Below are 455 nucleotides of genomic sequence, written 5' to 3'. Positions count from 1 at the left end.
TGTGCCTCCCGCTGCGTTCAGTTCCTCCGCCAGCGCTGCGAGCCGGTCGGTGCGGCGTGCGCCCAGCATCAGCTTCGCGCCGCGCGCCGCCAGGAGCCGCGCCGTGCCTTCGCCGATGCCGCTGCTGGCGCCGGTAATCGCGATGACCTTGTCCTCTATAGCCATGATAGTCACTCCTGTTCAGACGGACCGAAACATCGATCCGATGTTCCCCTAAATGGCGTTATCTGGTCGGAAGGAGGTAGAACGGTCATCCGGGATTATTGTACGATATTCCAGATTTCTAGCGCCGCGCTGGATCGGTCTCTATCAGCTGTGTAGGCTGATCACACCGATTGCTTTGAGAGAGACGCTGATGGCGCATCAAGAACTGGCTCAGCAGATTGCCCGATACGCCGAGCGAGACGGCATCATCGAGACGCCCATCGCTCGGCTCACGCTGGTCCGCTCGGGCC

The 455-nt window shown here is 61.3% G+C and carries 1 protein-coding gene; it reads right to left on the bottom strand.

Going from position 1 to position 455, the window contains the following annotated elements:
• Positions 1-165 (bottom strand): SDR family NAD(P)-dependent oxidoreductase (locus LH128_RS30590; RefSeq protein ID WP_008833563.1); only part of this gene is annotated, 165 nt, incomplete at its 3' end.
• Positions 166-455: the final 290 nt, after the last annotated feature.

Source organism: Sphingomonas sp. LH128 (genome assembly GCF_000293195.2).
Lineage (GTDB): Bacteria > Pseudomonadota > Alphaproteobacteria > Sphingomonadales > Sphingomonadaceae > Novosphingobium > Novosphingobium resinovorum_A.
The sequence above is the reverse complement of the archived record's forward strand: the minus strand, read 5'-3'. Positions and strand labels throughout refer to the sequence as shown.